The sequence below is a fragment of the Sphingomonas sp. genome, from assembly GCF_017745215.1.
Taxonomy (GTDB): domain Bacteria; phylum Pseudomonadota; class Alphaproteobacteria; order Sphingomonadales; family Sphingomonadaceae; genus Sphingomonas.
In genome coordinates this window covers 305522-329927 of sequence record NZ_JAGHZV010000001.1, presented here as the reverse complement: position 1 = coordinate 329927, position 24406 = coordinate 305522, and the positions used below count along the sequence as shown (strand labels likewise).

27 protein-coding genes and 1 tRNA gene are annotated in these 24406 nt (G+C 68.3%); 12 read left to right on the top strand and 16 right to left on the bottom strand.

The genetic code is table 11. The annotated features are described in order from the left end of the window. Positions 1 to 18: 18 nt before the first annotated feature. Genes J7495_RS01650 through J7495_RS01635 form a run of 4 tightly spaced genes read right to left on the bottom strand, consistent with a single transcriptional unit; the run spans position 19 to position 2961 of the window. Complete coding sequence (locus J7495_RS01650; RefSeq protein ID WP_294054323.1) at positions 19 to 363, bottom strand: DUF423 domain-containing protein; 345 nt, start codon at positions 361 to 363, stop codon at positions 19 to 21. Next, positions 360 to 743: a diacylglycerol kinase gene (locus J7495_RS01645; RefSeq protein WP_294054322.1), complete on the bottom strand. Its 384-nt coding sequence runs from the start codon at positions 741 to 743 to the stop codon at positions 360 to 362. Before J7495_RS01645 ends, J7495_RS01650 begins: the two co-directional genes overlap by 4 nt. Beyond that, a complete protein-coding gene (locus tag J7495_RS01640; RefSeq protein ID WP_294054321.1) occupies positions 740 to 2524 on the bottom strand; it encodes a cation:proton antiporter in 1785 nt (594 codons plus the stop codon). Before J7495_RS01640 ends, J7495_RS01645 begins: the two co-directional genes overlap by 4 nt. Next, positions 2524 to 2961, bottom strand: coding sequence for an iron-sulfur cluster assembly scaffold protein (locus J7495_RS01635; RefSeq protein WP_294054320.1), 438 nt, complete (start codon positions 2959 to 2961; stop codon positions 2524 to 2526). Before J7495_RS01635 ends, J7495_RS01640 begins: the two co-directional genes overlap by 1 nt. Positions 2962 to 3236: 275 nt before the next feature. On the opposite strand from J7495_RS01635, the gene J7495_RS01630 reads away from it, so the two are divergent. Then, positions 3237 to 3719 carry a hypothetical protein gene (locus J7495_RS01630; RefSeq protein WP_294054319.1) on the top strand — a complete coding sequence of 161 codons (483 nt, stop codon included), beginning with the start codon at positions 3237 to 3239 and terminating at the stop codon, positions 3717 to 3719. Between the two features lie 47 nt (positions 3720 to 3766). Here the strand turns inward: J7495_RS01630 and J7495_RS01625 are convergent, their stop codons facing one another. Together J7495_RS01625 and radA are read right to left on the bottom strand one after the other, a co-directional pair. Next, positions 3767 to 4318 carry a CvpA family protein gene (locus J7495_RS01625; protein ID WP_294054318.1) on the bottom strand — a complete coding sequence of 184 codons (552 nt, stop codon included), beginning with the start codon at positions 4316 to 4318 and terminating at the stop codon, positions 3767 to 3769. 38 nt (positions 4319 to 4356) lie between these two features. Further along, a complete protein-coding gene (gene radA / locus J7495_RS01620; protein ID WP_294054317.1) occupies positions 4357 to 5727 on the bottom strand; it encodes a DNA repair protein RadA in 1371 nt (456 codons plus the stop codon). Positions 5728 to 5837: 110 nt separating this feature from the next. Here radA and J7495_RS01615 point away from each other — a divergent pair, with 110 nt between their 5' ends. Beyond that, on the top strand, positions 5838 to 6281 hold the full coding sequence (locus tag J7495_RS01615) for a DUF305 domain-containing protein (protein WP_294054316.1): 444 nt from the start codon (positions 5838 to 5840) through the stop codon (positions 6279 to 6281). Positions 6282 to 6482: 201 nt separating this feature from the next. Beyond that, a complete protein-coding gene (locus J7495_RS01610; RefSeq protein WP_294054503.1) occupies positions 6483 to 7637 on the top strand; it encodes a glycosyltransferase family 1 protein in 1155 nt (384 codons plus the stop codon). A gap of 71 nt (positions 7638 to 7708) precedes the next feature. Here J7495_RS01610 and J7495_RS01605 read toward each other — a convergent pair whose 3' ends face one another. The 3 genes from J7495_RS01605 to J7495_RS01595 form a co-directional block, all read right to left on the bottom strand. Then, positions 7709 to 7915, bottom strand: coding sequence for a hypothetical protein (locus tag J7495_RS01605; RefSeq protein WP_294054315.1), 207 nt, complete (start codon positions 7913 to 7915; stop codon positions 7709 to 7711). Positions 7916 to 7963: 48 nt separating this feature from the next. Then, entirely contained in the window at positions 7964 to 8287 is a 324-nt protein-coding gene (locus tag J7495_RS01600) for a DUF2218 domain-containing protein (RefSeq protein WP_294054314.1), read from the bottom strand. Between the two features lie 68 nt (positions 8288 to 8355). Further along, a complete protein-coding gene (locus J7495_RS01595; RefSeq protein WP_294054313.1) occupies positions 8356 to 9003 on the bottom strand; it encodes a PadR family transcriptional regulator in 648 nt (215 codons plus the stop codon). Positions 9004 to 9287: 284 nt separating this feature from the next. On the opposite strand from J7495_RS01595, the gene J7495_RS01590 reads away from it, so the two are divergent. The 8 genes from J7495_RS01590 to J7495_RS01555 all read left to right on the top strand — a co-directional run bounded on the left by J7495_RS01590 (position 9288) and on the right by J7495_RS01555 (position 14851). After that, complete coding sequence (locus J7495_RS01590; protein ID WP_294054312.1) at positions 9288 to 10604, top strand: replication-associated recombination protein A; 1317 nt, start codon at positions 9288 to 9290, stop codon at positions 10602 to 10604. A gap of 306 nt (positions 10605 to 10910) precedes the next feature. Further along, entirely contained in the window at positions 10911 to 11150 is a 240-nt protein-coding gene (locus J7495_RS01585) for a hypothetical protein (protein WP_294054311.1), read from the top strand. 148 nt (positions 11151 to 11298) lie between these two features. Continuing rightward, positions 11299 to 12711, top strand: coding sequence for a serine hydrolase (locus J7495_RS01580; protein WP_294054310.1), 1413 nt, complete (start codon positions 11299 to 11301; stop codon positions 12709 to 12711). Beyond that, on the top strand, positions 12708 to 13055 hold the full coding sequence (locus J7495_RS01575) for a hypothetical protein (RefSeq protein WP_294054309.1): 348 nt from the start codon (positions 12708 to 12710) through the stop codon (positions 13053 to 13055). Before J7495_RS01580 ends, J7495_RS01575 begins: the two co-directional genes overlap by 4 nt. Further along, positions 13052 to 13918, top strand: coding sequence for a hypothetical protein (locus J7495_RS01570; RefSeq protein WP_294054308.1), 867 nt, complete (start codon positions 13052 to 13054; stop codon positions 13916 to 13918). Before J7495_RS01575 ends, J7495_RS01570 begins: the two co-directional genes overlap by 4 nt. An 18-nt stretch (positions 13919 to 13936) precedes the next feature. Continuing rightward, positions 13937 to 14012 (top strand) — tRNA-Thr (locus J7495_RS01565). Between the two features lie 24 nt (positions 14013 to 14036). Continuing rightward, positions 14037 to 14504: a MaoC family dehydratase gene (locus J7495_RS01560; protein ID WP_294054307.1), complete on the top strand. Its 468-nt coding sequence runs from the start codon at positions 14037 to 14039 to the stop codon at positions 14502 to 14504. A 53-nt stretch (positions 14505 to 14557) separates the two neighbouring features. Then, the gene (locus J7495_RS01555) at positions 14558 to 14851 is read left to right on the top strand and encodes a hypothetical protein (RefSeq protein WP_294054306.1); all 294 of its coding nucleotides are present in this window, start codon (positions 14558 to 14560) and stop codon (positions 14849 to 14851) included. On the opposite strand, the gene J7495_RS01550 is transcribed toward J7495_RS01555, so the two are convergent. The 6 genes from J7495_RS01550 to J7495_RS01525 form a co-directional block, all read right to left on the bottom strand. Then, positions 14844 to 15314, bottom strand: a complete 471-nt coding sequence (locus tag J7495_RS01550; RefSeq protein WP_294054305.1) for a GNAT family N-acetyltransferase — start codon at positions 15312 to 15314, stop codon at positions 14844 to 14846. The genes J7495_RS01555 and J7495_RS01550 overlap by 8 nt on opposite strands. Then, positions 15311 to 15589, bottom strand: coding sequence for a PqqD family peptide modification chaperone (locus J7495_RS01545; protein ID WP_294054304.1), 279 nt, complete (start codon positions 15587 to 15589; stop codon positions 15311 to 15313). The genes J7495_RS01550 and J7495_RS01545 overlap by 4 nt, the downstream gene beginning before the upstream one ends. 30 nt (positions 15590 to 15619) lie before the next feature. Beyond that, on the bottom strand, positions 15620 to 17353 hold the full coding sequence (locus J7495_RS01540) for an ABC transporter ATP-binding protein (protein WP_294054303.1): 1734 nt from the start codon (positions 17351 to 17353) through the stop codon (positions 15620 to 15622). Between the two features lie 192 nt (positions 17354 to 17545). Beyond that, entirely contained in the window at positions 17546 to 18544 is a 999-nt protein-coding gene (locus J7495_RS01535; protein WP_294054302.1) for a sugar kinase, read from the bottom strand. Positions 18545 to 18674: 130 nt separating this feature from the next. Further along, the gene (gene uxaC / locus J7495_RS01530) at positions 18675 to 20123 is read right to left on the bottom strand and encodes a glucuronate isomerase (RefSeq protein WP_294054301.1); all 1449 of its coding nucleotides are present in this window, start codon (positions 20121 to 20123) and stop codon (positions 18675 to 18677) included. Positions 20124 to 20135: 12 nt separating this feature from the next. Beyond that, entirely contained in the window at positions 20136 to 21449 is a 1314-nt protein-coding gene (locus tag J7495_RS01525; protein ID WP_294054300.1) for an MFS transporter, read from the bottom strand. Positions 21450 to 21696: 247 nt separating this feature from the next. On the opposite strand from J7495_RS01525, the gene J7495_RS01520 reads away from it, so the two are divergent. Continuing rightward, positions 21697 to 23052, top strand: coding sequence for a metallophosphoesterase (locus J7495_RS01520; protein ID WP_294054299.1), 1356 nt, complete (start codon positions 21697 to 21699; stop codon positions 23050 to 23052). Between the two features lie 115 nt (positions 23053 to 23167). Here J7495_RS01520 and manD read toward each other — a convergent pair whose 3' ends face one another. Further along, positions 23168 to 24379 (bottom strand): D-mannonate dehydratase ManD, encoded by a 1212-nt coding sequence (gene manD, locus J7495_RS01515; protein ID WP_294054298.1) that lies wholly within the window; start codon positions 24377 to 24379, stop codon positions 23168 to 23170. Between the last annotated feature and the right edge of the window lie 27 nt (positions 24380 to 24406).

Sequence of the window (24406 nt, the reverse complement as noted above, 5' to 3'; positions counted from 1 at the left end):
CTTTCGCCGGGATGACGGTTAGTTGAGGCGACTTTGCCGGCTCGCCACCCAACCCAGCCAAAGCCACCCGACGATCAACCCCAGCCCGCCCAGCGGCGTCACCGCACCGAGCCACCGCGGCCCGCCCAGCGCCATCGCATAAAGCGTCCCCGCGAACAGCGCCCCGCCGACGACGAACAGCCACGCCGGCACCCGCGCCTGCATCCGCACCGCGACCAGCGCCGCGACGGCATGGACGAGCTGGTAATGCCCGCCCGTCCGCAGCCACTCCGCCGCCTCGCCGCTCGCCCCGTGCGCGCCGAACGCCCCAGCGATCACCGCCACCGCGCCCGAGAGCGCCGCAAGCACCGTCACCAGCCTCATCGCCAAATCCCCAATTCGCCGAGCACCCGCGGCCCGCTGTCCACCACCAGCGCCGCCGCGACCAGCAGCGAGGCGAAGCTCATCACCAGCACCGCGCCCGCCAGCATGTCCTTCGCGACGCGGATCGCGGGGTGGATTTCCGGATGAAGCCGGTCGATCACGGCTTCCACCGCCGAATTGACCAGCTCGAGCGCCAGCACCAGCGCGCAGCTGATCGCCACCGCCGCCCACCACACCGGCGCCGGCCGCAGCACGACCAGCGCGACGAGCGCCAGCCCGGCGAGCGCGCTCTGCGTCCGGAAGCTCTTCTCGCTCCGCCAGCAGTCGCGGATCCCGGCCAACGCGAACCCCATCCGCTCGCGGAAGCCGCGGTTCTTCATTTGCCGCCGCTGCCGATGTCCGCCTCGTTCGCCGCCGCCTGGCTGCGGTGGGTGAACATCGTGTCGATCGCCGCGCGCAGGTCGCCCGTTTCCTTCTGCGCCTTCAGCCGCTCGAGGTCGCGCTTGCGATATTCCGCCTCGGTCTTGTCGATCTGCGCTTGGTCGACGCCGACCACTTCCATCGCGCGCCGCGCCATCACGATCGCGCTTTCGAGCAGCTCGCGGATGATCCCCGCCACCGGCGCACCCTTGAGCTTCATCACCGCGCGCCGGTCATAGGCGCGGATCAGGATGCTCGCCTTGGGGAAGGCCTGGTGGATCGCCTCGGCCAACTCGGTGTCCATCTTGTCGCCGTCCTGGCAGAACAGCAGCAGCTCGGCATCGTCGGCGCCCGCCAGCCGCAGGATGTCGAGCCGCGAGCCGTCGCCATAATAGACCTTCATCCCGAAGGTGCCGGCGATCTGGATCATCTCCGGGTCGGTGTCGACCACCGTCACCGGGATGTTCTGCGCGATCAGCATCTGCGCGACCGTCTGGCCGAAGCGGCCATAGCCGATCACCACCGCGTTCGAGCCTTCGGCGCGCGGCCCGTCGAGCCCCACGGCGCTGGGCTCGGGCTCGGCGCGCAGCTTGGCGGTGGCCATCATCAAGAACGGCGTGGTCGCCATCGAGAGCGTGACGATCGCGCCGAACACGCTCGCCGCCGCGGGCTCGATCAGATAGGCGGCCTGCGCCTGGGCGAAGAGCACGAAGCCGAACTCGCCGCCCTGGCTCAGCAGCACCCCCAGCGCGAACGCGCCGCGCCGGCTCATCCCGAAGGCGAGGCCGAGGCCCATGATGATCAGCGTCTTGAGCGCGATCAGCGCCAGCGCCATGCCGAGCACGAAGAACGGCCGCTCGGCGATCGCGTGGAGGTTGAGCGTCATGCCCACGGCGAGGAAGAACAGCCCGAGCAGGATCGAGCGGAAGGGCTCGACGTCGGCCTCGATCTCGTGGCGATAGGGCGAGTCGGCGAGCATCACGCCCGCAACGAAGGCGCCGAGCGCGGGCGAGAGGCCCAGCATGTCCATCAGCGCCGCCGCCGCGATCACGGTGAACAGCCCGGCGAAGACGAACATCTCGCGCTCGCCGAGGTTGCCGATCAGCCGGAACAGCGGGCGCAGCGCATAGCGGCCGGCGAGCACCAGCCCGACGATCGCGCCCACCGTGTAGAGCGCGAGCAGCCAGCCCGGCGTGCCGCTCGCGTCCGCCGGGTTGCGCGACATCGCCGCGACGATCGTGATCAGCGGGACGATCGACAGGTCCTGGAACAACAGGATCGCGAAGGCGCGCTCACCGAAGGGGGTACGCAACCGGCCGGCCGACTGGAGCAGCGGCAGCACCTGCGCGGTCGACGACAGCCCCAGCGGCAGGCCGAGCGCGAGCGCCGCCTCCCAGCTCGCGCCGGTCGCAACCTTGATGAAGCCGGTGAGGACGAGGCCGCACGCGGTCACCTGGAGCAGGCCGAGCCCGAAGATGTCCTTGCGCATCCGCCACAGCCGCGTGGGGCTCAGCTCGAGCCCGACGACGAACAGCAGCAGCGCGATGCCGAGCTCGGCGACGCCCAGCTTCTGCTCGGCATCGCCGACGAGGCCGAGCAGCTGCGGCCCGACCAGCGCGCCCGCGACGAGATAGCCCAGCGTGGCGCCCAGCCCGAAGCGGCGGAACAGCAGTACGAAGGCGAGCGCGAAGCCGAGCAGCGGCGCGCCGTCGTGGAGCAGCGAGGGGGTGTGGCTCTCCATCAGGCGGGGCCTCCGCGCGCGGCGGCTTCGGTCGCTTCGGCGGCGGCTTCGAAGGCGAGGCGGATCGAGGCGTGGCGCGCGCGATGCGGGATCGCGGGCGCGAAGATGTCGAGGCCCGGCCATTCGGGCGGATCGGCGCGCTCCTCGGCGAGCCAGGCGGCCAGCTGGTCGCGCGCCGCGGCGATCTCGGCGGCGGTCTTGCCCGTCGCGTCGGCCGCCATCAGCGCGGCCGAGGCCTGGCCCAGCGCACAGGCGCGCACGAGCATGCCGACGCCGCTCACCCGCCCCTCGCCGTCGACGTCGACATCCACGGTGACCCGACTGCCGCACACCGGCGAGCGCTTCTCGACCGAGGCCATCGGCGCGTCGATCCGGTCGTGGAAGGGGATCGAAGCGGCGAGCCGGAGAATCTCGGTGTTGTAGAGCGGCGCGTTCATTGCGAGCGGTTTAGGGCAGGCGAACGAGGGGCGCCACCCACTCGGTGGAGTGACAACCGCCACCCAAAACGAATCGCCTGCTTAGGAAGAACAAAATCCGCGGCTCTCACGTCGAAGAATTGAGAAGACATTAAAACAGTTCAAAATCATTCATCGATTCGCGATTCTCAAAATTATCAAATAATTTCATAGTGTTAGTGGTATATTTCCTATGACAGCGACCCGTGGCATATCCTCCTCAATCGGAACGGTTGCGGAAAGGTTGCTTGGGAAGCATGGACGCTACAACTCTCGCTTGGGCAGGGGTCGCAGCCACTATTATCGGCGGCGTATTAAGTGGCTACGTATCGAGGACGGACGCCTTTGATCGACTTCTATGGCACCGGAAACGAGTGCAATTTGCGGGAACCACTTGGGAATCAACTTGGACCGAAGTAGATAAGAACGGCAATTCCGTAAACTTGTCCGAAACTTTCATATTTAAAAAACAAATTGGAAATCGCATCGCGGGCATGATCGAGATGTCGCAATATCCTGATAGAATATGGTATGTCGAGGGAGATTATAATGAAAGATTCTTGAGGTTATTTTGGACACCATCTAAAGAATCTTCGGACAGATTTTTTCTCGATTATGGCGTATATTTTTTCGAACGAGGTGGCGATGGGACTTTTACAGGATACGCAACCGGCTTTGATGCCGAACAAAATAGGGTAATCGTCGTGGAGCATCATCTTCAATTGAGACGAATTAACTAGCAGCACAATGCTCGGTAGCCACTAAGTTAATATCTTGGATAAAATTCTCAATCCGCCGACGTCGTCACCCCACCCGCCTCGCTCGAATTCCCGAACACCGACTCCCCCTTGCTCCGCCGCGTGACGAACTCGGCCAGCCACTGGCTCGTGCCCTGGAGCAGCGGGTAGCTCATCGACTGGGTCATCCATTGCGGGCGGTTCTTCGGGCCGCCGCCGATCGTGTCGATCACCAGCACGAGCAGCAAGAAGCCCAGGCTCACCAGGATCAGCCCCTTCAAGGCGCCGAACCCCAGCCCCAGCGCGCGGTCGAGCGAACCGAACACGCTCGCCCGCGCCCGCGCCCCGATCGCGCGCGCAAGCATCCGACCGCCGAAATAGGTCACGCCCTCGATCAGCGCGAAGGCGAGCACCGCAGCACCGCCCCAGGTGCCGACCACGCCCGCGAGACCCGTGGTCAGCGGCGCGTGGAGCAGCTTGAGCATCACCACCATCGCCACCCAGACGAGCAGCGCGAGCACTTCGGTCACGAAGCCGCGCCAGGCGCCGAGCACGGCCGATCCACCCACGGCGAGCAGCACGATGATGTCGAGGCTGGTCACGTCACTCTCCCCCGGCGGCCGATCCGCTGCGCCAAGCGCTATCCGCGCCCGAGGAGATGGTCAACGAAAGCCCCGAGCGTGCGGAACCCCGCAAGCTCCAATCCCCCACCCTCGCCCTGCGACGCCGGCGCCAGCGCGCGCCCGAAGCCGAGCTTCGCCGCCTCGCGGCACCTCAGGTTCCCATGCGCCACCGGCCGGATCTCGCCCGACAGCGCGATCTCGCCGAACGCGACGCAGTCCGCCGCCATCGGCCGCTCGGCCAGCGCCGAGACCAGCGCCGCCGCCACCGCCAGGTCCGCCGCGGGGTCCTGCACGCGGTAGCCCCCGGCGATGTTGAGATAGACTTCGCACGCCGAGAAGCTCAGCCCGCAGCGCGCCTCGAGCACCGCCAGGATCATCGCCAGCCGGCCCGAATCCCACCCCACCACCGCGCGCCGCGGCGTCGCGCCCGAGGCCAGCCGCACGGTGAGCGCCTGCACCTCGACCAGCACCGGCCGCGTGCCCTCCAGCGCGGGGAAGACGATCGTCCCGGTCACGCTCTCGTCGCGGTGGGTGAGGAACAGCGACGAGGGATTGGAGACTTCGCTCAGCCCCTCGTTCGCCATCGCGAACACGCCGATCTCGTCGGTGCCGCCGAAGCGGTTCTTGGTCGCGCGCAGGATGCGGTACTGGTGGCTGCGCTCGCCTTCGAACGCGAGCACCGTGTCGACCATATGCTCAAGCACGCGCGGGCCGGCGATGCTGCCGTCCTTGGTGACGTGCCCCACCAGCACCAGCGCCGTCCCGCGCTCCTTGGCGAAGCGGATCAGCTCGCCCGCGCTCGCACGCACCTGGCTCACCGTGCCCGGTGCGCCTTCGATCAGGTCCGAATGCATCGTCTGGATCGAATCGATCACCAGCAGGTCGGGCGCCGACCCCTCGCCCAGCGTGGTGAGGATGTCGCGCACCGACGTTGCCGCGGCGAGCTGCACCGGCGCCTGCCCCAGCCCCAGCCGGCGCGCGCGCAGCCGGACCTGGTCGGCGGCTTCCTCGCCCGAGACATAGGCCACCCCGCGCCCCGCGCTCGCCAGCTTGGCAGCGGCCTGGAGCAGCAACGTCGACTTGCCGATCCCCGGATCGCCGCCGATCAGCGTCGCCGAGCCTTCGACGAAGCCGCCGCCCAGCGCGCGGTCCAGTTCGGCGATCCCCGTCGCCATCCGCTCGGGCAGCGCCACCTGGCTGTCGAGCCCCGACATCAGGATCGCGCGCCCGCCCGACTGGAGGTTGTGCCGCGCCTGGAAGGGGGTCACCACCGCACCGGCATCCTCGACCAGCGTGTTCCACTCGCCGCAATCGGCGCACTGCCCCGCCCATTGCGACGAAACCGACCCGCAGGCCTGGCAGACATAGCGTTTCTTGGGCTTGGCCATCCCTGCAGCGCTATCCCATCCGGAACGAAATGGGAACGATGTTTTCACGCCGGCGGAACGGCAGCCCCACCCCGAACGCTGTTGCGCGCACAACCCTCGGGAGCGCGACGATGAAGAACGCCTATGCCATGCTTGCCGTCAATATGGTCGCGGGGCTGGCGATCATGTATCTGGCGATGTTCGCCATGATCGATGGCGCCGCGGATTTCTTCAATAATCTCAACATGCTCTACATGGCAGTGCTGATGGCTGCGCCGATGGGCATGCTGATGGTCGCCACCATGCCCGTCATGTATCCGGACCGTTCGACCAATCTCGTGCTCCATGTCGTGTTCGTGCTGCTCTTCGCGCTCGCGCTGTTCGGCATCCGCCACCAGGTCGGCATCGGCGACCGGCAGTTCCTGCGCTCGATGATCCCGCACCATTCGGGCGCGATCCTGATGTGCCGCAAGGCATCGCTCGAGGATCCCGACGTCGTCCGCCTCTGCGAGCGGATCCAGCGCTCGCAGCGCGAGGAGATCGATGAGATGAACCGCCTGCTCGCGCGGCGATGAGCCCGCACCGCGCAACCGTCGCCGCGGTCCCGGGTTTTTGTCTCAATCGTGCCGCAACCATGACACAGAATTGGGGTCAAGGGGGCCTTAATGACCGACACCTATGCCAAGCTCATCGCGCCCAGGCCCGAGACGCCGCTCAACTGGCTGCTCCGGCCCAAGGTGGACGCCGCCGAGGCGAACCTCTACGTCCGGCGCCCGATGAAGCCCACCGATCTCCGCGTCGCACTGTTCAGCGGCAATTACAATTATGTCCGCGACGGCGCGAACCAGGCGCTCAACCTGCTGATGCAGCACGTTCTCGACCTCGGCGGCAAGGTGCGCGTCTATTCGCCGACCACCAAGACCCCGGCCTTCGCGCCGGTGGGCGACCTGGTGAGCGTGCCCGCGCTGCCGATGCCGGGGGGGCGCGACGAATATCGCTTCGCCACGCCCGGCATGCCCGCCAAGATCCGCAAGGACCTCGAGGCGTTCGCGCCGAACGTCGTTCATTGCTCGGCGCCCGAATTCCTAGGGCACGCCGCGGTCAAATGGGCCGAGAAGAACGACGTGCCCGCGGTCGCCTCGGTCCACACGCGCTTCGAGACCTATCCGCAATATTATGGCATCGGCTTCCTCGAGCCGACGCTGATCCGCGCGCTCACCCGCTTCTACAACCGCTTCGACGCGGTGATGACCACCGGCCCGATGATGAGCGCGCTTCTGCGCGAATGGGGCGTGCATGCGCCGATGTCGATCTGGTCGCGCGGCGTCTACCACCAGAAGTTCAACCCCGGGATGCGCAGTCTCGAATGGCGCCGCTCGCTCGGCATCGCCGACGACGAGGTCGCGATCGGCTTCCTCGGTCGGCTGGTGCTCGAGAAAGGCCTGGGCGTGTTCGCCGACGTCGTCGCGAGGCTTGAGGCGCGCGGGGTCAAGCATCGCGTGCTGGTGATCGGCAAGGGCCCGGCGCGCGACTGGTTCGCCGAGCGCGTGCCCGGCGCGGTGTTCACCGGCTTCCAGTCGGGCGAGGCATTGAGCCGCGCGGTCGCTTCGATGGACGTGTTCTTCAACCCTTCCGTGACCGAGAGCTTCGGCAACGTCACGCTGGAGGCGATGGCCTCGGGCGTCTCGGTGGTTGCGGCCTATGCGACCGGGCCGGTCGGCCTCGTCGAGGACGGCGTCAACGGCATCCTCGTCCAGCCCGACAGCATGGACGGCTATGCCGACGCGCTCCAGCGCTTCGCCGAGGACCACGCCTTCCGCCGCGCGGCGGGCGAAGCGGGCGCACGGATCGCACAGCGCTACCGCTGGGACCTGATCAACCAGGCGGCGGTGGATACCTATTTCGAAGCGGCGGCGCGGCACGGGAAGTAGGGCCCTCCACGTCACCCGATACAACCGTCATCCCGGCTTTCGCCGGGATGACGGCTTTTGGATTGGCCGGCTCAGTCGTCCTTCAACAGCTCGCTGAGCGACTCCGCGCCCTCGCGCTTCAGCAGCGTCGAGAGCTTCATGTCGCCGCGCGCGCCCTCGGCGAACCCGTCGCCATAGGTTTCGCGCTGCGTGGACACCTGCGTGTTGCCGTGCTTGCGGCTGATCGTGCCATCCGCGTTGCGATGGCGGCCGTCGAGGCCGGGTTGCCGATGAGACATGGAATCCTCCTCGCGCGCCATAACGCACGATCGGACTCGGGGGTCCCGTCAACCCCAGGCGTAGACCAACGGCCCCTCGCGGAAAGCGAACCGGTCGACGTGTCGTTCGACCGCGCCCTTGAGCGCTTCGAGCTGCCCCTCGGCGCTCGCATCGATGCGGATCGCGAGCAGCTCGGGCTCGGCGTAGAAGGTCACCAGCGCGTCGCCCGGCCAGTCGGCGCCGCGCGCGTCGCGCGGGAACACCACCGTGCCGTGCTCGGCGTTGAAGGTGACCGTGAGGTTGTGCTGCCAATGCTTGCACAGCTGCTGGAGGTAGCGGCTGGCATGCGCGGTCGGCACGCGCGCCGCCGCAGTCACGCGGGTGGTCGTCATCGTCTCGTCTCCGGTTGCCGGCGGCTGGAGCAATGCCAACCGCCGGCGCAATACTTCGATCCGCGGCATCAGAGCCGTTCGATCTTCTGCACCGCTTCGTCGAGGATCGCCGCGATCGCGTGGAGCGTGTCGCTGTCGGCCTCGCCGTCGCCCAGCTTCTCGCCGAGCACCGCGCGCAGGTTGCGCATCGCGCGGCGGATCGGGCCGCCGCCGCTCGCCCGCGCGCGCATCGAGCCCAGCTCGGCGAGCCGCGCGAACAGCGCCTCGACTTCCTCCTCGCGCTCGGTGAGATGCGCGCTGCCCGCGGCGGTGATGCCGAACACCTTCTTGGCGCCCTCGGCCTGCTGCTCCTCGATCTGGCCCATGTCGCTGAGCATCGTCAGCGTCGGATAGATCACGCCGGGGCTCGGCGCATAGACGCCACCCGAGCGCTCCTCGATCTCGCGGATCAGGTCGTAGCCGTGGCGCGGGCTTTCCTCGATGAGCTTGAGCAGGATGAGGCGAAGCTCGCCGCCGTCGAACATGCGCCGGCGGCGCCCGCCGTCCTCCTCGCCGCCCCAGCCCTGGTTGCCCATCGCCCAGGCCATGGCGAAGCCGCGCGGCCCGTGACGGCCCCAGCCGCCTCGCCCGCCGCCGCCGCCGCCGCCGCGGCCTCCGAACTCCCGGCCCCCGCAATCGTGGAACTCGCCGTGGTAGCGATGATGTCGTCCAAACATGTATCATTACTCCTTGAGTGACTCTTGATGCTATTAAGATATATCTTGAGATAGCATGTCACAAGGCCCCTTTTCCGGAGCCGGGTCATTTTCTCTAAATCGTCATCCCGGCGAAGCCGGGACCCAGGGCCGCGAGCGACGCCTTCCGTAACCCTGGGTCCCGGCTTTCGCCGGGATGACGGCTTGGGGCCGATCCAGTCTCATCCCGCCCTGGACGCCGCTCCCCTTGAGGGGAAGGGGCTTAAGTTCTTCCGGAACCTACCAGGAACGCCTATCTACCCCCCATGGCCGACCTCTTCGCCGCCGACCCTGCCTCCACCCCGGCCGACGCCCCGTCCGCAAACGCCCCGCTCGCCGATCGGCTGCGGCCACAGCAGCTCGCGGACGTCGTCGGCCAGGACCATCTCACCGGCCCCGAAGGCGCGATCGGGCGGATGGTCGCGGCGGGGAAGCTCGCCTCGATCATCCTCTGGGGGCCGCCCGGCACCGGCAAGACCACGATCGCGCGCCTGCTCGCCGATGCCGTCGGCCTGCGCTTCGTCGCGATCAGCGCGGTCTTCTCGGGCGTCGCCGACCTCAAAAAGGTCTTCGCCGAGGCCAGGGAATATGGCCGCCTCGGCCGCCGCACGCTTCTGTTCGTGGACGAGATCCACCGCTTCAACCGCTCGCAGCAGGACGGCTTCCTGCCCTTTGTCGAGGACGGCACCGTCACCCTGATCGGCGCCACCACCGAGAACCCCAGCTTCGAGCTCAACGCCGCGCTGCTCAGCCGCGCGCAGGTCCTCATCCTGCGCCGGCTCGACCATCAGGCGCTCGGCCTGCTGCTCGACCGCGCCGAGGCATTGCTCGAGCGCCCGCTCCCGCTCACCCCCGAGGCACGCGACGCACTTATCGCAAGCGCCGACGGCGACGGCCGCTTCCTGCTCAACCAGGCCGAGACGCTCTTCTCGGTGAGCTTCCCCGAGCCGCTCGATCCCGCCGCGCTCGGCGCCTTCCTCCAGCGCCGCGTCGCGGTCTACGACAAGGACCGCGAAGGCCATTACAACCTCATCTCGGCGCTCCACAAATCGATGCGCGGCAGCGACCCCCAGGCTTCGCTCTACTATCTCGCGCGCATGCTCACCGCGGGCGAGGAGCCGCTCTACGTGCTCCGCCGCATCACGCGTTTCGCCAGCGAGGACATCGGCTTGGCGGACCCCCAGGCGCTGGTCCAGTGCCTGGCGGCCAAGGACGCGTACGAGTTCCTGGGCACCCCCGAGGGTGAGCTCGCGATCGTGCAGGCGTGCCTCTATTGCGCCACCGCCCCCAAGTCGAACGCCGCCTACAAGGCCGCCGGCGCCGCGTGGCGCGTGGCGAAGGAGACCGGCTCGCTCAGCCCTCCGCAGAACATCCTCAACGCGCCGACGAAGCTCATGAAGGAGATCGGTTACGGCAAGGGCTATGCCTATGACCACGACACCGCCGAGGGCTTCTCGGGCTCGAACTACTGGCCCGAGGAGATGAGCCCACAGACCTTCTACACCCCCAGCGACCGCGGCCATGAGAAGCGCATCCAGGAGCGGCTGGCGTGGTGGGACGAGGTGCGGCGCGGGAAGGATTAGGCTGGATCGGCATTCAGAACCGGGGGTGCCCCTCCCCACTGAATATTGTCGTCACCCCGGCCTTGTGCCGGGGTCCACGGGAAGGCGAGGGCTGGGATGGAAGCCTGGGTTCAGCGGCGCGGCTAACGGGACCCCGGCACAAGGCCGGCTGACCGACCTACTGCGATGTACCGCACGATCATGGCGGGCGCTGAAGCAATACCGGTTCGACCGCTTGATGAGGGGCGACCAGCCCGGAGTTGGTTTCATCGGATATCGAACTCCGAGACATTGCAACGATCGATGTCCCGGGGCACTTCCGTCGCCATGAGCGAGGCGATCTATGGCCCGATCGCGACGGCGATCGGTGCGGCAATATTCGGTTGGCTGCTTTTATCGGGCTTCAAGAGCGGCAGACTCGAATGGCCTTACTACGCGATTACTCTCTCGGGCCGCCGCGCTGATCAGCCCTCGCGGTTTTGGGTCTTGGCCTTTGCGATGGGTTTGCTGATACTGATGTTGATAATCGGGACGATCGCACAGATCGCCTGGCCGAACGGTCTCTAAGCTGCAGATGGCTATCCCAGCTGCTCCGATACCGCGTCCCATCTTCCCAAATAGGACATGCTATGCTTCGGTCGGCAGCATGAAGCCGATCCGCCTGCGCCGCCGCACCGCCCCCGCAATCCCCCTGTGCGGAGGACGATTTTTTGACATGGTGAGTGTCAACCACTGTCAACCAAACCACCTCGCCGCCCTGTTCCTGGCGCTGCTCGCCGCCACCCCCGCCGCCGCCCAGCAGCTCCCGCCGCCGCGGCCCAACCCGGCCTACACCCGCGCCGTCGCGGCGGGGTACAAGGCGGCGATGCTGTGCAGCGCAATCCTCAACGCACGCGCGATGGGCGCCGACCGCAGCCGCGCCAGCGTCGAGGCGAACGAGCTCAAGGGCATCTATGCGGAATATGATTCGCTCGTCGGCGGCATGCCGGCCGAGATCCTCGCCGATCGCGTGCTGGTGCGGTTCGACGAGAAGATGCCGCCGCGCGTCGCAGTGAGCAGCGGCTTCGGCGGCTGCACCAACCTGCCGATCGGCACCCCCCCGACGGCACCGGCGCCGGCGAGGTTCCCCCGCCCCGCCCCGGCGCCCGCCGCCGCGCGCTGGCCGGTCGCCGACAGCGCCATCCCCGCCGCGAGCGCGCCCGAGTTCGACGTCCTCCTCGATGGCGCCTTCGGCCGCCGCTATGGCGCGGGCGGCAACACCACCGCGGTCGTGATCGTCCGCGACGGCAGGATCGTCGCCGAACGCTATGCCCCCGGCTACGACCCGCTCACCCCGCAGCGCACCTGGTCGGTCGCCAAGAGCATTGCCGGGACGCTCGCCGGGATGGCGGCGAAGCGCGGCCTGCTCGTCGCCAAGGCGCCCGCGCCGGTCCCCGAATGGCGCGCGCCCGGCGATCCGCGCGGCAAGCTCACACTCGACAATCTGCTGCGAATGGCGAGCGGGCTCCACAGCGACACCGCCGGCAACCGCACCGACGCCGTCTATTTCGGCGGCACGGCGGTCACCGAGGAGACCGTCGCCTGGCCGCTCGAAGTCGCGCCGGGCACGCGCTTCCGCTACGCCAACAACGATATATTGCTCGCGATGCGCGGGCTTCGCGCGCGGCTGATCGCCAGCAAGACCGGCGACATCCGTTATCCCGAGCAATGGCTGTTCGCGCCGCTCGGCATGCGCCACACGATTGCCGAGCGCGACTGGCGCGGTAATTTCGTCCTCTCGAGCCAGGTTTGGGCCAGCGCGCGCGACCTGGCGCGGCTCGGCATGTTCTGGATGGACGACGGCGTGTGGAACGGCCAGCGGCTGCTTCCCGCCGGCTGGATGCAGTACATGACCGCGCCCAGCGGCCCGCAACCCGAGGGCAGCCCGGGCTATGGCGCGACGATGTGGCTGTTCGGGCCGAAGTTCGGCCTGCCCGCCGGAAGCTTCGCCGCGCAGGGCAACCGCGGCCAGCTGGTGATGGTGGTGCCCTCGCGCCGGCTGGTGATCGTGCGGCGGGGCGAGGATCCGGCGGGCGCGACCTTCGACGTGCCGCGCTTCACCGCCGATATCCTGAAGGCGATCGAATGACCGACTGGGACGACGCCGTGGCCCATGCCTGCTCGCTCCATGAGGTCTATATGGAGAAATGGTGGGGTACGCTCTGCCCCAAGGTGAACGGCAAGGGCTTCATGTCACCGGGCCGCGAGGCGGGCAGCTTCGCGCTGTCCGTGACCCATCCCGAGAAGCAGATGCTGCTCGAGACCGACCCCGGGACCTTCTGGGAGACCGATCACTACCGCAACTATCCGATGCTGCTCATCCGCTACGGCACGGGTTCGCGCGAGCGGATCGAGCTCTACATCCAGCGCGCCTGGTGGGACCGGATGAGCAAGGCGCAGCGCAAGGCCTCGGGGATGACCGAGCGGCCGTGACACCGTTCGCCGAGTTCGTCGCGATCGACTGGTCGGGCCAGGCGGTCGAGCGGCCCAAGGGGCTCGCCGTCGCGCGCGCCGTGCAGGGCACTGCCGCGCCCGAGCTGGTCGAGCACCGAGGCGGCTGGTCGCGCCCGGCGATCCTCGACTGGCTGGTCGGCCTCGCCGACGCCAGCACCCGCGCGCTGATCGGCCTCGACCTCTCGCCTGCCTTCCCGCACGCCGACCACGGCGCCTTCTTCCCCGGATGGGCCGAGAGCCCAGCCGATGCCAAGGCGCTCTGGGCGATGGTCGACACGCTCTGTGCCGCCGACGAGCACCTCGCCGCGAGCAGCTTCGTCACTCACCCGGAGGCGCGCCGCCACTTCCGCCAGCTCGGCGATTGCGGCGATCGCTTCCCCGCCGGCCGTGGCCGCTTCCGCGTCTGCGAGCACGGCCAGGCGGAGATGGCGCTGTCGCCCTACAGCTGCTTCAACCTCGTCGGCGCGAGCCAGGTCGGCAAGTCGAGCCTCACGGGCATGCGCGTGCTCCACCGCCTCGCCGGCCGCGTCCCGGTCTGGCCGTTCGACCCGGTGCCCGAGGCAGGCCCGCTGATCGTCGAGATCTACACGGCGCTCGCCGCGCGGACCGCGGGGCTGCGCAAGGGCCTCTCCAAGGTCCGCGACGGCGCGACGCTCGATGTGCTGCTTGCGGCGCTCGGCTCCGATCCTCATGCGCCGCTCGCACGCTACGACGACCATGCCACCGATGCGATCCTCACCGCCGCCTGGCTCCGCCACGTCGCGGATGACGCGCGCCTCTGGGATCCGCCCGGCCTCGGGACGGTCGCGCAAACCGAGGGCTGGACCTTCGGCGTCGTCTGAAGCAAGGGAGCGCGAGGCGCCGGTTTAGCTCAGCTGGTAGAGCAGCGGTTTTGTAAACCGAAGGTCGCGGGTTCGAATCCTGCAACCGGCACCATCCCGCAAGAGATCAGGAGACACGATGCCCGGGCTCTATTTCGAGGAATTCGAGGTCGGCCGGATCTTCGCCCATGCGCTCCGCCGCACGGTGACCGAGGCGGACAATGTCTTCTTCTCCGCGCTCACCCACAACCCCGCCTCGCTCCACCTCGACGAGGAATATTGCCGCGAGCACACCGAGTTCGGCACGCGGGTCGTCAACAGCTGCTTCACGCTGGGGCTGATGGTCGGCATCTCGGTGGGCGATACCACGCACGGCACCACCGTCGCCAACCTCGGCTGGGACGAGGTCCGCTTCCCCGCGCCGCTCTTCCACGGCGACACGGTGCGCGTGGAAAGCGAAGTGCTCGAGCTGCGCGAGAGCAAGTCGCGGCCCGAAAACGGCATCGTGATCTTCGCGCACCGCGCTTTCAACCAGCACGGCAAGCTCGTCGCCAGCTGCAAGCGCTCGGCGCTGATGCTGCGCAAAACGGCCGCGAATGCCGCGTGACGAAGCCGCCGCGCCGGGCTAGCCTCGGCGCGAGGAACGGGGGGATTTGGACGATGCTCGAGACGTTGACCCATGAGAGCTTCGAGCCGCTGGTCGGCACCGGCTTCGCCATCGAGGTCGACGGCCATGAGGATGTGCTCACGCTCTCCGAAGTCCGCGTCGGCAAGCCGATCGAGGGCTTCCGCGTCCCGTTCAGCCTCACCTTCAACGGTGCGCGTACCGACGCGCTGTTCCACTCGCAGACGCTGAGCGTGCGCCACGACACGCTGGGCGAGCTCGCCTTCATGATCTCGCCGCTCACGCGCAACGCCGACGGGACCTTCCAATATCAGGCGGTGTTCAACTGACCTTGGCGGGGCGCCGCATCGCGACGTCGATGCCGTCCATGCCGGTTTCGACGAAGCCCTTGCGGGCATAGAGCCGCCGCGCCGGATTCTCGGGCCGCACCTGCAGCCGGACGTCGCTCCCCTCGGCCTCGGCGCGCTCGATCAGCCCGTCCAGCAGTGCGCCGCCGATCCCCTGGCCCTGCGCCCCGGGCAGCACCGCGACGTCGACCACCAGCCATCCCTCGGGCTCGCGCACGACGCAGAAGCGGCCCACCGCCTCGCCGCCGCGCTCGACGATGTGCCACTCCGCCTCGGGATAGCTGCCCCGATACTGCATCCGCTGGGCGTTGAACTGCATCCCCAGCATCGTCTCGAGCTGCGCCGGCGGAAGGCCGAGCATCGCGAACTCGGGGCTGCGGACCGCCGTGAACAGATGGCGGAGGAACGGCTCGTCCGCCTCGACCTCGGGCCTGAGCTCGATCACGCGGGAAGGACGAGACGGTTCTCGGCGAGCTCGGCGAGGAAAGCGAGCGTCTCTTGCTCGATCCGCCCCGAATCGCCTTCAAAATGCTCGCGAAGTTCTTCGAAAAGAACGGAGACCTGCTTCGGCGCGGCGAGTCTTCGCCAGATTTCGGTGCCGATCTGGTCGAGTCCGAAATAGACGCCGTCCTCGATCCGGATCAGCACGACTTCACCGTCGACTTCAGTCGCCAGCGCTTCGCTGGTCCGCACGATTATGGCGTCGGGCGCAATATCCATGCGCCTTGCTACGCTGGTCTCGCGTGCACCTCAACCGGAGACGATGCCATCCTCGACTCGAATCACCCGGTCGCACCAGCGCAGGCTTTCCTCGCGGTGCGAGATCATCACGATCGTCGGGCGCGGATCGAGCGCGGCGAGCCGGTCGAGCAGCGCGGCCTCGGCGGGCGCATCGATTGCGTTCGCCGCTTCGTCGAGCACGAGCAGCCGCGGCTTGCGGAGCAGCGCGCGGGCGAGCCCGATCCGCTGGCGCTCGCCGCCCGAGAGCAGCGTGCCGCGCTCGCCCATCACCGTGTCGAGCCCCTGCGGCATCCGCGCGACCAGCTCGGCGGCGCCCGCCTGGGCCAGCGCGTCGGCGATCGCTGCGTCGCTCGGCGCGTCGTTCGCCCAGAGGAGATTGGCGCGCACCGTGTCGTGGAAGAGGAATCCCTCCTGCGAGACATAGGCGATGCCCTGCGCCCAGCCGGCGCGGCGCGCATCGTCGAGCCGCTCGCCGCCGATGCGGACCTCGCCCGACTGCGGCTCGAGCAGGCCGACGATCAGGTCGACGAGCGTGGTCTTGCCCGCGCCCGAGGGGCCCGCGATGCCGACGAAGCTGCCAGGCGCGATCGCCAGGCTCGCATGGCGCACGCCACGGCCGCCGGGATGCTCATAGCTCGCATCGATCACGTCGATCGCGCCGGCGGGCGGCGCCACCGGCGCGATCGCCGAAGCGCTGCCGCCGTCGAGCAGCTCGGCCTCGAGCCCGCGCATCGATTCGAACGACGGCAGCGCGAAGACGAGCTGCTGGCCCGATTGGTAGAGCTGCATCGCCGGCCCGCTCATCCGCCCGAAGACGAGCACGAGCGCGATCAGCAGCGCAGGCGGCACCTGGAGCCAGGCGAAGCCGGCGAGCACCACGCCCGCGCCGAGCAGGCTCGAGACGAGACCGAACACCAGCCGCCCGCGCGCCTGGCGGACCTGGAAGCGGAGCTGCCCCTCGCGCACGCGGCGCTGGATCGTGGCGAATTCGGCGACGAAGGCCGGGCGGGCGTTCTGCGCGGCGGCGGTCTTGAGTCCGGCGAGGAAGCCCGCGGCGCTGCCCATCAGCGCCTGGTTGGCGCGGACCATCGAGCCGCCGAGATCGTGCGTGGTGCGCTGGGTGATGACGAAGGTGACCGCACCGATCGCGACGAGCACCATCGCCACCGCCGCCAGCGCGGGTGCGAGCGAGAAGGCGATCGCCGCCTGGATCACCAGCATCGACGCCTGCACCACGCCCTGGATCAGGAAATAGGAGGCCGAGTTGAGCCGCTGGATCTCGCTGGTGATGAGGTTGGTGACGCGAGCGTGGCGCAGGCCGACGACGCGTGGCCAGGGCGCCTCGGCGATGATCTGCATCGCCCGCGCGCGCTCGGCTTCGATGAAGCCGGTCTGGAGATGGCCCAGGCTAGTGTCGCGGCCGTAAGCGACGACGCTGCGCAACACGCTGAGCGCGACGAAGGCCGTGAGGAGCAGAAGAAGCTGCTGCACCGGCGTAACCGCGCCGACGCCCGCGAGCGTGCGGCCGATCCAGCCCCGATGCGCCTGCCCCTGGGCGGCGGAGACCACGACGTTGAGGATGGGGACGAGCAGCAGCAGCCCGAAGCCGTCGAGCACCGCGCCCGACGCGACCAGCGCGCCCGCGCGTACCCCGCGCCATCCGGCATAGTCGGCATAGGCGCCGAGCAGCGCGCGGCCCGAGGCGATCAGCCCGGACGAGGAGGTGCGTGGGGGTTCGGTCACGGCCCCGGCCGTATCGCCATTCATCGAGCGGTGCGAGTCGGGGGTCGAAAAGTCACAAGAGTCACGACCCGTCGCGGCGTTTTCGACATTCAGGCTCCGTCCGGTTCAGAGAGCGGCCGGATTGCTCCAGCCGCACCAGCCAAGCAGGCGAATTCCTACATTGCAAGCCGGACCATCGAGCGTCCGCGACAATCAGCGCCGCACGTCGAATCCGCCTTCGAGGAAGGCGTCGATGTCGGCCTGGCGGAAGAGGCTCATGTCGCCGGGGAGCGAATGCTTGAGCGCGGTCAGCGCGAGGCCCGATTCGGCTGCGGCCCTGATCCCGCCGGGCAAGCCGTGGAGCACACCCGCGGCGAAGGCGTCGCCCGCGCCGATGCGGTCGACGATGCCGGCGATCTGGGCTTCCTCGGTCTGGTGCCACTCGGCGCGCGTGTCGATCCGCGCGGCGACGCGGTGGCTGTCGGCGTCGTCGACGTGGCGCGCGGTGGAGGCGATCACCTCGAGCTTGGGAAAGGCCGCGAACGCCGCCTCCGCCGCTTCGCGCCGGCGCTCCGATCCGTCGCCCGAGAATTGCGTGCCGAGCAGCAGCGAGATGTCGCGGTGGTTGCCGAACAGGATGTCGGCATGGCCGATCAGCGTGGTGAGCACCGATTTGGGGTCGCTGTCCCAGGCTTCCCAGAGCTTGGCGCGGTAGTTGCCGTCGAACGAGACAGGCACGCCGGCTGCGGCTGCGGCTTCGGCGGCGGCGATCGCCGCGGCGCTGGTCGCGGGGCCGAGCGCCGGGGTGATGCCCGAGAGGTGAAGCCGGCTCGCGCCCTGCAGCAGCGCGGGCCAGTCGAAGGCATCGGCGGGCGCGGTGGCGAAGCTCGAGCCGGCGCGGTCGTAGACGATCTCCGAGGCGCGCAGGCCGGCACCGGGCGCGAGGAAATAGAGGCCCATCCGCCCGGCGAGCGTCTGCACCCCCGAGACGTCGGCACCATGCCCACGGATCGTGCTCACCGCGGCGCGGCCGAGCGCGTTGTCGGGAACCGCGCTCACCATCCGCACGCTGTGGCCGAGGCTGGCAAGGCCGACGGCGACATTGGCCTCCGCACCGCCGACGCAGACGTCGAGCCTCGGCGACTGGAGCAGCAGTTCGCGGCCCGGCGAGGAGAGGCGGAGCAGCAGCTCGCCGAAGAAAACGATGGTCATTCCATCCCCAATTCTAAACCGTCATCCCGGCGAAAGCCGGGACCCAGGGTTACAAAGGACATCGCTCGCGGCCCTGGGTCCCGGCTTTCGCCGGGATGACGGCTAGTGGTGCATTCTTGCGTCGACACGCTCAAGCCGCCGCCGCAACCGGGGCCGGCGCCGGCTCGTCGAGCTTGTACGCCTTGCGCACCAGTCCGTTGGTGAGGTCGTACGCCAGTTCGGCCGCTTCCCAATCGAGCAGCCGCCCCTCCGCCACCAGCCGCGCGAGGAAGGCGCAGTCGACGCGCCGCGCGACGTCGTGGCGCGCGGGGATCGAGAGGAACGCCCGCGTGTCGTCGTTGAAGCCGACGGTGTTGTAGAAGCCCGCGGTCTCGGTAGTCATCTCGCGGAAGCGGCGCATCCCTTCGGGGCTGTCGTGGAACCACCAGGCCGGGCCCAGCTTGAGGCAGGGATAGTGCCCCGCTAGCGGCGCCAGCTCACGCGCATAGGTCGTCTCGTCGAGCGTGAAGAGGATGATCGAGAGATCGGACGAGGTGCCGAAGCGGTCGAGCAGCGGCTTGAGCGCGTTGACATAGTCGGTGCGCAGCGGGATGTCCGCGCCCTTGTCGCGGCCATGGCTCCTGAACAGCCCGCCATTGTGGTTGCGGAACGAGCCCGGGTGGATTTGCATCACCATCCCGTCCTCGGCGGACATCGCCGCCATCTCGGTGAGCATCTGCGCGCGGAACAGCTCGGCATCGCCGGCGGTCCAGCCGTCCGAGAGGATGGTGTTGAATAGCCGCTCAGCTTCGTCGGCGCCGAGGTTCGCGGTCTGCGCGGTGATGTGGCCATGATCGGTCGCGGTCGCGCCCGCCGCGCGGAAGTCGGCGCGGCGCTTGCGGTGCGCGGCGAGATAGCCCTTCCAGCTGTAGACGTCCTCGCCCGTCTTCTCGGCGAAGACCTTCATCGCGCCCCTGAACTGCTCATGCTCGACGTCGATCACCGCGTCGGGGCGATAGGTGGTGACCACCCTGCCCTTCCAGCCCGAGGCGTGGATGGCATGGTGCGGCGAGAGGTCGTCCTGCGGCCCCTCGGTGGTGGCGAGGAACTCGATCCCGAACCGGTCGAACAGCGCGCGGGGCTTGAACGCGTCGGTCGCGAGCTTGGCGTTGATCGTGTCGTAATAATGATCCGCAGTCGAGGCATCGAGCGCCACGTCGAAGCCGAACACTTCGCCGAACACATGCCCCAGCCATAGGCTCGACGGCGTGCCGCGGAACAGGTGCGCGTTCTCGGCGAAGATCCGCCACGACTTGCGCGGATCGGTGTCCGGCCGGCCACCCAGGTCGGGCACGCCCAGGTCCGCCAGCGCAATGCCCTGCGAATAGAGCATGCGGTAGATGTAGTGGTCGGGCGCGAGGAACAGCTCGGTGGCGTTCGACCAATTGGCGTTGGTCGAGAACCAGGTCGGGTCGGTGTGCCCGTGCGGGCTGATGATCGGCAGGCCCGCCACCTCGGCGTAGAGCGCGCGCGCGATGCCGCGCGTGCGCTCCTCGGCGGGGAAGAGGCGGTCCGGGTCGAGCTTCAGCGGGCGGGACATCGGGGCACTCCGTCAGGCGCTCAGCGCGGCGCGTTCGAGCCGCGGCGAGAGCAGGTGGACCGAAAGCAGGGCGAGGAAATAGGCTGCGCCGGCGACGATGAACAGCGGCGCATAGCTGCCGATCGCATCGAGCACGTAGCCGGCGTATTTCGAGAAGACCATGCCGCCGACCGCGCCCAGCGTGCCCCCGATGCCGATCACCGAGCCGACCGCGAAGCGCGGCACGAGGTCCGAGGGGAGCGCGTAGAGCGTCGCCGAGAAGCTCTGGTGCGCCGCCGCCGCGACGCCGATCGCGAGCACGCTGATCCAGAGGTTGCCGTAGAAGGTGGTGAACACCACCGGCAGGACGAAGCACGCCGAGATGAGCATGGTGAGCTTGCGCGCCTTGTTGACGCTCATCCCCGCGCCCATCAGCCTGCCCGAGAGCCAGCCGCCCGCGACCGAGCCGACGTCCGAGATCAAATAGATCGCCGCGAGCGCGATCGCCGCGGTGGGCGTGTCCCACGAAGTGAGGTTGAGGCCGTATTGCTTGCCGAGGTAGCTCGGCAGCCAGAAGAGGTAGAACCACCAGATCGGGTCGATGAAGAACTTGCCGAGCGCGAAGGCCCAGGTCTCGCGCTTGACGAGCAGCTTGCCCCAGAGGTTCTTGATCTCGACGCTCGGGTCGGCGGGGTCCTGGGTGATGTGCGCGAGCTCGGCCTCGCCCACCTTGGGGTGCGCGTGCGGCTTGTCGCGGTAGATCGCGAGCCAGGCGACCAGCCAGGCGATGCCGAAAACGCCCGTCACCACGAAAGTCATCCGCCAGCCGATCGCGGGCACCATCGCCCAGATCAGCAGCGGGGTGAGGATCGCGCCGACGTTCGAGCCCGCGTTGAACAGCCCGATCGCGAAGGCGCGTTCCTTGGCCGGGAACCAGTCGGTCACCGCCTTCACGCCCGCGGGGAAATTGCCCGATTCGCCGATGCCGAGGCCGAAGCGCGCGAGCGCGAACTGGGTGACCGAATGGACGCCGCCGTGCGCGACATGGGCGATCGTCCAGATGACGACGGCGATCGCATAGCCGAAGCGCGCGCCGATCGCGTCGACGATCTTGCCGAAGCCGAGATAGCCGATCGCATAGGCGCACTGGAACCAGAAGACGATGTTGGCATAGTCCGTCTCGGACCAGCTCAGTTCCTTGGCGAGATCGGGCTTGAGCACCGCGATCATCTGGCGATCGACATAGTTGATCGCGGTCGCCGCGAACAACAGCCCGCAGATCGTCCATCGATAGCGCCCGACACGCCCCGCGGCGGCCTTGATCGCCGCTTCTCCGCTCCCCGACATCCTCGTCCTCTCCTCGTCCCGCCCGGTCCTGTTAACGCTAACGGACGCCCGGGCAAACTCCCAATGCGGGCATCATCTTCCCCGCGAACGCCTCGCCGTTCAAGCGATGACACCGGTTACCTGCCTCTCCCATGCCTGCGCCGCGGTCAAGCGCCGACGCGCATTCCGGCCGTTCCGGGGCGGAAACGTCATGGGCATGACGACAAATCGGGCTATCGTGGCGCGTCCCCAGGGAGAGACGACGGCGATGACACGAATCCTTGCAACGCTCGCGATGCTGCTGCTCGGGCTGAGCGCGCTCCCGGCCGAGGCGCAGAAGGCGAAGGCGAAGCCCCAACCCACCGGCCGCTTCCTCCACCTCTCCGACATCCACTTCGACCCGATGGCGAACGCGCGGCTGGTGCCCGCGCTGGTCGCCGCGCCGGTCGACCAATGGGAGTTGATCCTCGTGCGCTCGGCCAAGGCGCCGCCCGCGCAGATGAACGAGGACGCCAACTACGCGCTGATGCGCTCGGCGCTGACCGCCGCCGCCGCCCAGCGCTACGACTATGTGCTCTACACGGGCGACTATCTCGCGCACGACTTCCACGACCGGTTCAAGCTCGCGGGCGGGCAGGAGAAGGACTATGACGCCTTCGTCATCAAGACGCTGCAGTTCATGAACCGCGAGATGGCGAAGGCCTTCGCTCCCGCGCCGCTGATCACCAGCTTCGGCAACAACGACACCGATTGCGAAGGCAATTACCAGATCGACCTCAACGACCCGATGCTCGCGGCGGTTGGCGGTGCATTGCCCGAGATCCGGCGCGATCCCCAGGCGATGAAGGACTTCGCGACCGGCGGCTATTACCGCATCGTCCATCCGACGATCCCCGGCCGCGACTTCATCGTGATGGACGACCTCTACCTCTCGGCCAAGTACAAGGCCGAGTGCGGCAACAAGACGCCCAATCCGGGCGCGACGCTGCTCGCCTGGCTCGAAGCGACGCTCAAGGCCGAGCGCGCCAGCGGGCGGACCGCGACGCTGGTGCTCCACATCCCCCCGGGGATCGATCCCTTCCTCGCCGCGGGCAAGCCCAACGGCTCGTCGCTGTTCCTCACGGTGGAAGCGAATACGAAGCTGCTCGCGCTGCTCACCGCCTATGCCGATGTGGTGCGCGACATCTACGCCGGGCATACCCACACCGACGAGTTCCGCATCGTCCCCGATGCTTCGGGCAAGCCGCTGCTGCCGATCCGGATCGGCCCGTCGATCAGCCCCAACTACCTCAACGCGCCGGCCTATTCGGTGTTCGACTACGTGCCCGCGACCGGCGCGGTGCGCGACTATGCGACCTACACGCTGGGGCCGGTGGGCTGGACCCTCGAATATCGCTTCGGCGAGGCCTACGGCTTCGACGGCTGGACCGCCGATGCGCTGGCGAAGATCAACGGCGCGATGGGCTATTGGTTCGTCCGCAAACAGTACGGCAACTACATGATGGGCGACCCGCGCAACAACCTGATGGCGGGCGGCAACTGGAAGCTGTTCGCCTGCGCGCAGGTGGCGCTGACCGATGAGACGTTCAACGCCTGCACTGCGGCTGCTCCTGCGGGAAACTAGGGTCCCGACTACGACCCCGTCATCCCGGCGAAAGCCGGCATCCAGGGCCGCAAAGGTCATCGCTCGTGGCCCTGGGTCCCGGCTTTCGCCGGGATGACGGCTGGGGATTTCCTGCTCACCACGAAAACATCGTTCCGTCCTCGAGCCGCGCGACCGGGAGATAGGCCGGCTTGTACTCGAAGGTCGCCGCGAGCGTCTCGTCGATCTCCACGCCCAGTCCCGGCGCGTCGCCCGGGTGGAGCGCGCCGTCGGCGAAGCGATAGGCATGCGGGAAGACCGCGTCGGTCTCGGCGGTGTGGCGCATATATTCCTGGATGCCGAAATTGGGCACCGCGAGGCCGAAGTGGAGCGCCGCCGCCATGCAGATCGGCGACAGGTCGGTCGCGCCATGGCAGCCGGTGCGGATCTGGTACATCTCCGCCAGGCTTGCGACGCGGCGGAGGTGCGTGATGCCGCCGCCATGGACCACGGTCATGCGGATATAGTCGATCAGTTGCTCCTCGATGAGCTGCTTGGCGTCCCAGATCGTGTTGAAGACCTCGCCCACCGCGAGCGGCGCGGTGGTGTGCTGCCGGATCAGCCGGAAGGCCGACTGGTTCTCGGCGGGCGTCGCATCCTCGAGCCAGAAGGGGCGATACTGTTCCAAGTCTCTGCCCAGCCGCGCCGCCTCGATCGGGGTGCAGCGGTGGTGGATGTCGTGGAGCAGGTGGACGTCCCACCCGAGCGCCTCGCGCGCCTTCTCGAACAAGGGCGGGACCGATCGGAGGTATTTCTCGGTCGACCAGAGGCTCTCGGTCGGCAGCGCGGCGTCGGCGGGCTCGTAGAAGTACTTGTCCTTGGACACGCCATAGGTGCCCGCGAGCCCCGGCACGCCCGACTGGAGGCGGATCGCCTTGTAGCCCTGCGCCTGGTAGCTCAGCGCATTGTCGATCGTCTCCTCGATATCGCGACCGTTGGCGTGGCCATAGACCATGCAGCTCTCGCGGCTCGCCCCGCCGAGCAGCTGATAGAGCGGCAGCCCGGCGACCTTCCCCTTGATGTCCCACAGCGCCATGTCGACCGCCGCGATCGAGGCCATGGTGACCGGCCCGCGACGCCAGTAGGCGCCCTTGTAGAGATAGTTCCAGATGTCCTCGATCCGGTGTGCGTCGCGCCCGATCAGCAGCGGGATCACATGCTCCTGGAGATACGCCACCACCGCGAGCTCGCGGCCGTTGAGGGTCGCGTCGCCGATGCCGGAGACACCTTCGTCGGTCTCGATCTTGAGCGTGACGAAGTTGCGACCCGGGCATGTGACGATGACGCGGGCTGATGTGATCCTGGGCACGGACGAACTCCGGAAATTGGCCTGACC